General features: G+C 68.1%; 5 protein-coding genes. 1 reads left to right on the forward strand and 4 read right to left on the reverse strand.

Annotated elements, in window-relative coordinates; translation table 11 throughout:
* Positions 1-611: 611 nt before the first annotated feature.
* The gene (locus DMX10_RS31215) at positions 612-971 is read left to right on the forward strand and encodes a BRO family protein (protein WP_111264731.1); all 360 of its coding nucleotides are present in this window, start codon (positions 612-614) and stop codon (positions 969-971) included.
* Positions 972-1,294: 323 nt separating this feature from the next.
* Here the strand turns inward: DMX10_RS31215 and DMX10_RS31220 are convergent, their stop codons facing one another.
* From DMX10_RS31220 to DMX10_RS31235, 4 genes are all read right to left on the reverse strand, one after another.
* On the reverse strand, positions 1,295-2,392 hold the full coding sequence (locus DMX10_RS31220; RefSeq protein WP_111264732.1) for an LLM class flavin-dependent oxidoreductase: 1,098 nt from the start codon (positions 2,390-2,392) through the stop codon (positions 1,295-1,297).
* A 58-nt stretch (positions 2,393-2,450) separates the two neighbouring features.
* Positions 2,451-5,102 (reverse strand): TonB-dependent siderophore receptor, encoded by a 2,652-nt coding sequence (locus DMX10_RS31225; RefSeq protein ID WP_256604889.1) that lies wholly within the window; start codon positions 5,100-5,102, stop codon positions 2,451-2,453.
* A 407-nt stretch (positions 5,103-5,509) separates the two neighbouring features.
* On the reverse strand, positions 5,510-7,081 hold the full coding sequence (locus DMX10_RS31230; RefSeq protein ID WP_111264733.1) for an ABC transporter substrate-binding protein: 1,572 nt from the start codon (positions 7,079-7,081) through the stop codon (positions 5,510-5,512).
* Positions 7,082-7,197: 116 nt separating this feature from the next.
* A complete protein-coding gene (locus DMX10_RS31235; protein WP_111264734.1) occupies positions 7,198-8,409 on the reverse strand; it encodes an LLM class flavin-dependent oxidoreductase in 1,212 nt (403 codons plus the stop codon).
* Between the last annotated feature and the right edge of the window lie 102 nt (positions 8,410-8,511).

Consider the following 8,511-nt stretch of genomic DNA (forward strand, 5'->3'; position numbering starts at 1 on the left):
GGGCGGAGCACTATCTACGTTGCAGGCTCGCGGCCTAAGGGTGGATACGACTTCCAGCCCCTCCCCCGATGATCAGTCGGGGACTATTACCCCTGTGGAGGTATTAGTCGAGATACAAGGGTGGATGGCGCTTTTTCCATCCACCGGCGGCGTGCGGCATGACCTCGGAGGGTGGACCGGTGGAGCGTGGTCCACCCTACCTCTCGGGCGGGTCCGGGGCGGCTGGCGGTGGGGCATCGCGAATGAATTCGCTCCTACGGGGGAAACTCCACCCGGCACGTCAAACCGCGCACCGTTGGGCTGCGCTCGGTGCCAACCTGCACGTGCGCCGCCTGAAAATTCCTACGTGGCAACTGCATTGCCGGCCTACAAGGGGCTTGGCTAGGGTTCCCGCCGTTGTGCCCCTCGGGGCACAACCGGGTGTGGAAGCCCGAACAGATGATGTTCCCCCGCCATAGCGACGTGTATGCGTCGGCGGTCTATGGCGGACCGTGCGAGCGGGTTTCGGCCCGACCGGTCTTGGGAACATCCCGGTACTTCCACACTCGCACGGTCCGCCACCCTTCATGGATTCGGTGGCGGCTCCCCAGCCCTATGGACGGAGCATTGCCATGACGCTTCCCCGGATCACGCCGCGCCACTTCCTGCGCTACCGCCGCCAGCTGCGCGCCTTCCTCATCGGCCACGAGGCCTGGTTCTCCACCCGCGACCTGCGCCGCCTGCTCAACACCGACCTTCACGAGCGCCTGCTCGCCAACCTCTGCGACGACCAGCGCCAGCGCGTGCACCTGCGCACCGCCAATGGCGGCTTCGAAGAGGAAATCGTGGTGAGCGAATCCGGCCTGCACGCCCTGCTCTTCACCTATTGCTACCACCCGGAAAACCGCAACCTGCGGCGCTGGGTCACCCAGGCCGTGCTCCCGGAATTGTGGATGTATCGCACCCCGAGCTACGGCAGCGTACCGGCCTAGGCCGGGTCGCCGGGGAGCACCCTGCGCAGGGTGGATGGCGCTTTTTCCATCCACCGGCGGTGTTCGGCATGACCTCGGAGGGTGGACCGGTGGAGCGTGGTCCACCCTACCCCTCGGGCGAGTCCGGGGTGGCTGGTGGTGGGGCATCGCGCGTGAATTCGTGCCCACTGGACAGCCATCATCACCGTGGCTTGCGCTGGCACCACCGTAGGATGGGTAGAGCGGAGCGAAACCCATCGATGCGGAGGTGACAGTGTCCGGCATGACCCCGAAGGGTGGACCGACCAAGCGTGGTCCACCCTGAATCTCTTTCTGTTGCCTTGTTATGCGCTTGCAGCCTGGCGTTGCAGTTCGCGGCGGCGGGCTTCTTCGCGGACGGCGGGGATGATCCAGCGGCCGTAGTCGACGGTGTCGAAGTAGGGGTCGTAGCCGCGGTTGAGGAAGGTGGTGATGCCGAGGTCGACGTAGTCCAGCAGCGCTTCGGCGACGGTTTCCGGGGTGCCGACCAGGGCGGTGGTGTCGCCGTAGGCGCCGACGGCGGTGGCGGTTGGCATCCACAGGGCGCGGTCATGGCGGTCGCCGGCGGCTGCGGCGGCGAGCAGGCGTTCGGAGCCGGTGCCCTTGATGCGCTTCTGCCAGGGGCTGCCTTCGGCGAACTGCGGGTTGGCCTTGATCTGCGCGAGGATCTGCTCGGCGCGCTGCCAGGCCAGTTCTTCGGTGGCACCGAGGATCAGCCGCACCGAGAGGCTGACCCGGGGCGCGGTGACGCCAGCGGCCTTGGCGGCGGCCTTGAGCTTGGCGATCTGCTCGGCGACGCCGCTCAGGGGTTCGCCCCAGAGGGCGTAGAGGTCGGCGTGCTTGACCGCGATCTGGTAGGCGATGTCGGAGGAGCCGCCGAAGGAGATGGGGATGTGCGGCTGCTGCAGCGGCTTGACCGGGCTGAAGGCGCCCTTGATCTGGAAGTATTTGCCGTCGAAGTCGAAGGGCTCTTCGGCGGTCCAGGTGCGGCGGACGATCTCCAGGTATTCGTCGGTGCGTTTGTAGCGCTCGGTCTTGTCCAGCAGGGTGTCGCCTTCCTGGGGCTCGGCGGTGATGCCGGTGATGGCGTGCAGGCGGATGCGCCCGCCACCGGTGGTGTGGTCGAGGGTGGCGAAGGCGCGAGCGGCGACGGTGGGCGCGGTGAGGGCCGGGCGGTGGGCGATCATGAAGCCCAGGCGCTCGGTCTGCGCGGCGGCGTAGGCGGCGATCTGCAGGCTGTCGGCGCTACCCGGGCCGCTGGCGATGAGCACCCGGTCGAAGCCGGCGTGCTCGTGGGCGCGGGCGTGGTTGCGGAGAAACTCCAGGTCGAAGTCCCCGGTGCGCGGGCCGCGTGTTTCGGACCACTGGCGGGGGAAGATCATGCCGACGAATTCGATGGACATCGTCCACTCCTTGATTGCGTTGCGGGTTGAGGGTTGCGCGGGCCAGGCCCGCGCGGGGTCAGAACTGGTAGTCCACCTGGGCCATGAGGCTGCGGCCGGGCATGGGCTGCAGGAAGGTGTTGGTGGAGCCGGCGAGGCCGCTGACGAAGTTCAGCTCGTCGGTGAGGTTGAGCACGCGCACCGTGGCGCTCCACTGCGGCTGGCGGTAGTAGAGGGCGAGGTCGAGGTTGTATTCGTCGGGCACCTTCACCGTCTTGCTGAGGTTCAGGTACCAGCTGCTGGTCCACCAGCCGGAGAGCTCGGCGCCGAAGCCGGAGTCGAAGCTGTAGTCGACGAAGCCGCTGACGCTGTACTCGGGGATCTGCACGGCGTCGTAGCGCCCGGAGGGCCGCTGGTTGAGGGCGTTGTTGTCGCCGAAGACGGTGCCGTTGTCGGCGATGAAGCCGGCGGAGGCGAAGCCGGTCTGGGTGGTGAATTCGTTGTAGGCGGTGAGGCGGGTGAGGTTGAGCCCGCTGCGCAGGTGTTCGTCCGGCTGATAGCGCGCGGTGGCCTCGACGCCCTTGATGATCAGGCGGGCGATGTTGTTGTTGCTGTCCGGCGACTGGTCACGCGCCTGCTTGAAGGCGGCGAGGGAGAGGAACAGGCGGTCGGGGATGGCGTCGACCTTGAGGCCCACTTCGTGGAGCACGCTGAGGCTTTCGAACGACAGCGGGTTGAGCAGGTTGGCGCCGGCGCCGCTGCCCCAGCCGATGCCGTTGGAGAAGAAGCCGGTGTTGACCGCCAGGGAGCGGTCGAAGGTGTAGTAGAGGGTGCTGTTCTCGGTGGGCTTGATGTAGGGGCTGACCTGCACGGAGAACAGGCGGTAGCTGTCGCTGTCCTGGCGCTCGGTGCCGGCGCGCAGGACGAAGGGGTTCTCGATGCGCGCGTCGATCCAGCTGCGGCTGGCGCCGATGTTGAGGCCATAGCGCTCGGCGAAGCGCAGGTTGTGCTGGGTGAAGAGGGTCTTGGTGGTCCACACGCTTTCGGCGGTGTAGGGCGCCAGGGATTCGGCGTACAGGCCGTGCCCGGCGGGGTACATGGCGGCGAGGTTGAGCCAGCCGTAGTAGCTGGAGAACTGCGGCACGCCGGGCTGGCCGATCCAGGCGCCGTTGCCGCCGGCGGGGTTGGTGCCGGTGAGGCCGAGCAGATCGCCGGGGTTCTTGGTGGACGGGTCCTGGGTCAGGTCGTAGGCGTTGATGGTGGAGCCGAAGCTGTTGTTGGCGGCGATCGACTGGTTGCTCTCGCGGCGGTAGATCAGCCCCCTGTTGCTCTCGTCGCGCAGCACCTGGCCGAACAGGCTGGTTTCGTTGCGCGAGCGGAATTCGAAGCGGTTGTCGAAGATGTTGTCTTTCGATTGCACCTGGAAGGCGCCGACCGCGTCGACCGTGTCTTCGGAGCGCTGGTAGAAGGCGCTGTTGGCCAGGGTGATGCTGGGGCTGAGGTCGAGTTCGGCGCGCAGCTGGGTGGTGAAGCGGGTGGAAGTGCTCTTGTCTTCGGCGCGGTGGCCTTTCTGCGGGTCGAGGGAGACCAGGCCGTTGCCGGCCAGGCTGGGGTCGTAGACCCAGCCGCGCAGGGTGCCGGGGCTGGCCTGGGTGTTGGGGGAGGCGGTCTGGAAGCTGCCGTTGACCACGCCGTACTGGCCCTGGGCATTGCGCTGACGCTGCACCCAGCCGAGCACGGCGGAGTCGGCAGCGCCGGATTCGAACACCGGCGACCACAGGGTGCCACCGTTCTGGATGATCGGTGTAGCACGGCCGGCGTAGTACTTGCCGCTGTCGGCCAGTTGCTGGGTCGCGCGGTTCCAGCCGTGGGTGATGTTCCAGTCGTAGTAGTCGTCGTAGGCGGCGTTCCAGTCCACTCGGATGCCGTCGCCGCGCCAGGCGAAGGCGCCATAGAAGGCGTCGAAGTTGTTCTCGACGTTGTCGTAGTAATCCTCCTGGCGTTGGCGGGTGATGCTGACGCGGTAGGCGAGGTCGTCGCTGATGGGGCCGGTGTTGTCGACGGTGAAGCGGGTGGAGTCGCGCGATTCGCCGTCGGGCACCCAGGTGCCGAGCTGGCCGCTGAGGCGGGTGCGGAACTGGTCGAAGTCGGGCTTCTTGCTCAGGTAGTTGACGTAGCCGCCGCTGCCGCTGACCGAGCCGTACACCACCGAGGAGGGGCCGGCGACGATGTCGGCGCCTTCGATGGCGTTGAAGTTGGCCGGGTGGCGCACGGCGTAGGCACGCTGGCCGTCCTGGAACACTTCGGAGTTCTGTGCGCGGAACTGCGGGGCGATGCCGGCGTTCTGGCCGCCGCCACGGGTGATGCCGGGGGCGTACTTGACCAGGTCGTCGGAGCTGCGGATGGGGTCGTTGGCGAGCTGTTCGGCGTTGACCTGGGTGACCGAGCGCGGGGTGTCGAGCACGCTGGCGGCGGTGCCGCCGTACACCGAGCTGGGCGCGCGCACGGGCACCACCGAGGTGGCGGCATCGAGGCGCTTGCCCTGTACCTGCACGACGCCGAGCACGGGCGCGTCGGTCTTTTTCTGCTGCGCCTGTTCCCGGGTGGATTCGGCCTCGGGATCGGCGGGCTTTTCCTCGGCCAGGGCGGTGGCGGAGAGCAGGGCCAGGATGGCCAGGGACAGGGTGTTGCGGCGCAGGGCGACGGCAGGCGGTGGGGCGAGGCTGAACATGCTGGGCGATTCTCCGGGCTGTGATTTCCATTGCGCGTGGGTGGGCCACACACAGGTGCCAGTGGGCTGACGGGTTTCAGGCAGGGGTGGAAAAGCCCGGGCATGGGGCCCGGAAGGTGCTGTCGCAGGCCGCCTGGGCGACCTCGGGTGGTTCTGGTTATCGGATGTATCGAGGTGGATACAGCACGGGGCATGCCAGTCGTTGACGGTGCGGCCCCGATTCATGTGTTTGGCTTCTATATCATTGATAAATAATGATTTTATTTTTTGCGGCCAGTGCATTTTCGCGAGGCGAACGGGGCCCGCGCGGACGGGGTTTCCGCGTAGGGCCGGATGCAACGGAAGGGTTGCTGGGAGGTACGCAGCCGGGTGCTGCCGGAGTGCTGGGCTGGCAGCACTCCGGAGGCTCAGGCGGTGCCGTTCAGCCAGAGGCTTTCGAAGCGCCAGGTGCTGAACAGGGTCTGCTCCTCGTGGGCGCCGCCGACCCGGGTGGAAAAGCCGTCGAGCAGGTCGGCATAGCCCCAGATGAGCAGGCCGCCGCGCTCGTACTGGACCTGCTGGGCACGGTGGACCAGGGCCTTGCGCTTCTCCAGGTCGGGCTGGGCCATGGCCTGGAGGAACAGCTCGGAGAACTCGGCGTCGTTGAAGTTGGTCTTGTTGGCCACGGCGAAGGGGGCGTCGCTGTGCATGCCGCTGGCGAGGAAGGGCGCGCCGATGCTGCCGCCGGTGCTCAATGCCCATTCGGTGCGCTGCGGCCCCTGGAAGGTGGCGAGGTCGACCTGGCGCACCTTGAGGGTGACGCCGACGCGCTTGGCCTGTTCGGCCAGCACCAGGGCCGAGGCGAGGCCGGGGCCGACGGTGGTGACCAGTTCCACTTCGAGGTTTTCGTGCCCGGCTTCGCGCAGCAGTTCGCGGGCACGCTGCGGGTCGTGCGGGCGCGGCGCCAGGGCGTGGTTGAAGGTGGGGTCGAAGGGCGCGTAGAGGTCGTTGGCGACGCGGCCCTGGCCGTTGAGGGCGCGCCGCACCAGTTCCTCGCGGTCGGCCAGCAGGCGGAAGGCCTGGCGCACGCGCGGGTCGTCGAAGGGCGCCTTGGCGGTGTTCATGTCGAAGGACAGCCAGTTGCCGGTGACCGAGGTCACCAGCTTGATGCGCGGGTCGTTGCGCAGCAGGTCGAGCTGTTCGCTGGGCAGGCCGTTGGCCATGTCGATCTGCCCGGCGCGCAGGGCGGCGAGGCGCGAGACCTGGTCCTTGAAGTCGATGATCTCCAGCTCGTCGGCGTAGGGCTTGCCGCTCTTGTAGTAGTTGTCGAAGCGGGTGAACAGCGAGCGCCGGCCGGGGGTGAAGCTCTTCAGCTTGTAGGGCCCGGCGCCGACGGGGTTGGTGACGGGGTGGTAGTCCACCGGGACGATGCCGCCGAAGTTGACCCAGGTTTCCGCCAGGGGGAAGAAGCCGCGGCCTTCCTTGAAGCTGAGGCGGATGGTGCGCTCGTCGAGCTTGACCAGGTTGTCGCGGTCCACCCAGTGCAGCAGCGCGGCGTAGGGCGAGGCGAGTTCCGGGTCGGTAAGGCGGCGCACGGAGAAGATCAGGTCGTCGGCGTCGATGGTCTTGCCGTGGTGGAACTCCAGGCCCTGGCGCAGGCGCAGGGTCCAGGTGCGGGCATCGGGGCTGACCTCGGCCTCTTCGGCCAGGGCCAGGCGCGGCTGCATCTGCTCGTCCCATTCCCACAGCTTGGCGTAGAGGGCGAAGCCTCGGACGATGCCGCTGCCGATGGGCTTGTGGGCGTCGAGGTTGCCGCTCTGGTTGCCGTCGATGATGCCCAGGCGCAGGCACCCGCCAGGGCTCGGGACGAGCGGGTTGGCGGCTTGGGTGCCGGGGGCCTGCTGGTCGCAGCCGGCGAGCAGGCCGCCCCCCAGCAGCAGCCCGCCACCGAGGGCCAGACTGCCGCCGAGAAAGCGGCGGCGGGTCAGTTCATCGTGCATCGACTCTTTCCTTCGATCCGGTTCGGTTTCAGGCGGCGCCCAGCAGCGGCAGCCAGTAGAGCAGCAGCACCAGGGCGAGGGTGGCGTCGATCAGGAAGCGCTGCTCGGGCATGGCGTCAGGCTCCGGCGGGGCCGCCGTTGACGGCGCGCAGTTCGATGGGGGCGTCGGTGCTCTTCACCAGACCGTCGCGCTCGCCACGGAAGTGCGGGAGCACGTGCTCGCCCAGGCGGTAGGCCTCTTCCAGGTGCGGGTAGCCGGCGAGGAAGAACAGATCGATACCCAGTTCGTTGTACTCGCGGATGCGTGCCACGACGTTGGCGTAGCTGCCGACCAGGGCGCAGCCCGGGGGGATGCCGATGTAGCCGAAGCCGGCCCAGACGTTGGGGTGGATGAAGAAGTCTTCGTAGCCCGGGTTCTCGGTCTTCTCCTGGTAGCCATGCTCGTAGCTGAGCTTGCGCGCGGTGCGCAGGCCGGCGTGGGCGGCCACCGCCTTGACCGCGCCGCGGGCGACGCCTTCGTCGAAGAAGCGCTTGGCTTCGGCGCGGGCCTCGTCCTCGGTCTCGCGGGTGATGACGTCGATGGACAGGCCGAAGCGGATGTCGTGGCGGCCGTACTTCAGGGCGCGCTCGCGCACGTCGGAGATCAGCGCGCGGACTTCGTCCGGGTGCTCGGCGCGCATCAGGTAGTAGTCGGCGTGCTTGGCGGCGAATTCGCGGGCCGGGATGGACGAGCCGGCGGTGCAGATCAGCGGCAGCTCGGCCTTTTTCAGCGGGCCGCGCAGGCCGCCGCCGTCGGCCTTGTAGTAGGTGCCGTCGTAGTGGAAGTTCTCGTTGTGCCAGTAGCCGCGCACCACGTCCATGAACTCGGTGGCGCGGGCATAGCGGTCGTCGTGGCCGCTGTAGTCGCCGACCTGGCGCTGGATGGCGTCGGAGCCGCCGTTGATGATGTTCCACACCAGGCGGTTGCCGGTGGCGCGCTGGTAGGTGGCGGCCTGCTGCACGGCGACCCAGGGCGTGTAGTGGTAGGGCTGGAAGGCGGTGACGAACTTCAGCGTGCGGGTCTCGCGGGCCAGCAGCGAGCAGACGGTCCAGGGCTCTTCGCCGGTGGGGGCGTTGACCATCAGCGCGCCGCCGAAGCCATTGATCTCGGCGGCGCGGGCGATCTGGCCGAGGTAGTCGATGTAGGTGAAGTGGTCGCCGACGGCGAAGCCGGACACCGCCCCGGTGCTGGGGCCGCCCCGGTGCCAGTCGCCGCGGTTGCGCGGGTCGCCGGGCAGGTACTGGGTTTCGCCGTGCAGGGGCAGGCGGGTGAAGAATTCGATGCTCATGGAGATCCTCCTTGGATGGGGCGGGGCGATGGACGTGCCGACGCCATGCAGGGGGCGGAGCAGGTTTCGCGCCAGAACGGCGAAGGCCACGTGGGGCTTGGG

The organism is Pseudomonas sp. 57B-090624, from assembly GCF_003234055.1.
GTDB classification, from domain to species: domain Bacteria; phylum Pseudomonadota; class Gammaproteobacteria; order Pseudomonadales; family Pseudomonadaceae; genus Metapseudomonas; species Metapseudomonas tohonis.

What these genes read in the sequence shown, in the direction of transcription:
- DMX10_RS31215 (WP_111264731.1), top strand. Translation starts at nt 612, where the DNA reads ATGACGCTTCCCCGGATCACGCCGCGCCACTTCCTGCGCTACCGCCGC.
- DMX10_RS31220 (WP_111264732.1), bottom strand. Translation starts at nt 2,392, where the DNA reads ATGTCCATCGAATTCGTCGGCATGATCTTCCCCCGCCAGTGGTCCGAA.
- DMX10_RS31225 (WP_256604889.1), bottom strand. Translation starts at nt 5,102, where the DNA reads ATGTTCAGCCTCGCCCCACCGCCTGCCGTCGCCCTGCGCCGCAACACC.
- DMX10_RS31230 (WP_111264733.1), bottom strand. Translation starts at nt 7,081, where the DNA reads ATGCACGATGAACTGACCCGCCGCCGCTTTCTCGGCGGCAGTCTGGCC.
- DMX10_RS31235 (WP_111264734.1), bottom strand. Translation starts at nt 8,409, where the DNA reads ATGAGCATCGAATTCTTCACCCGCCTGCCCCTGCACGGCGAAACCCAG.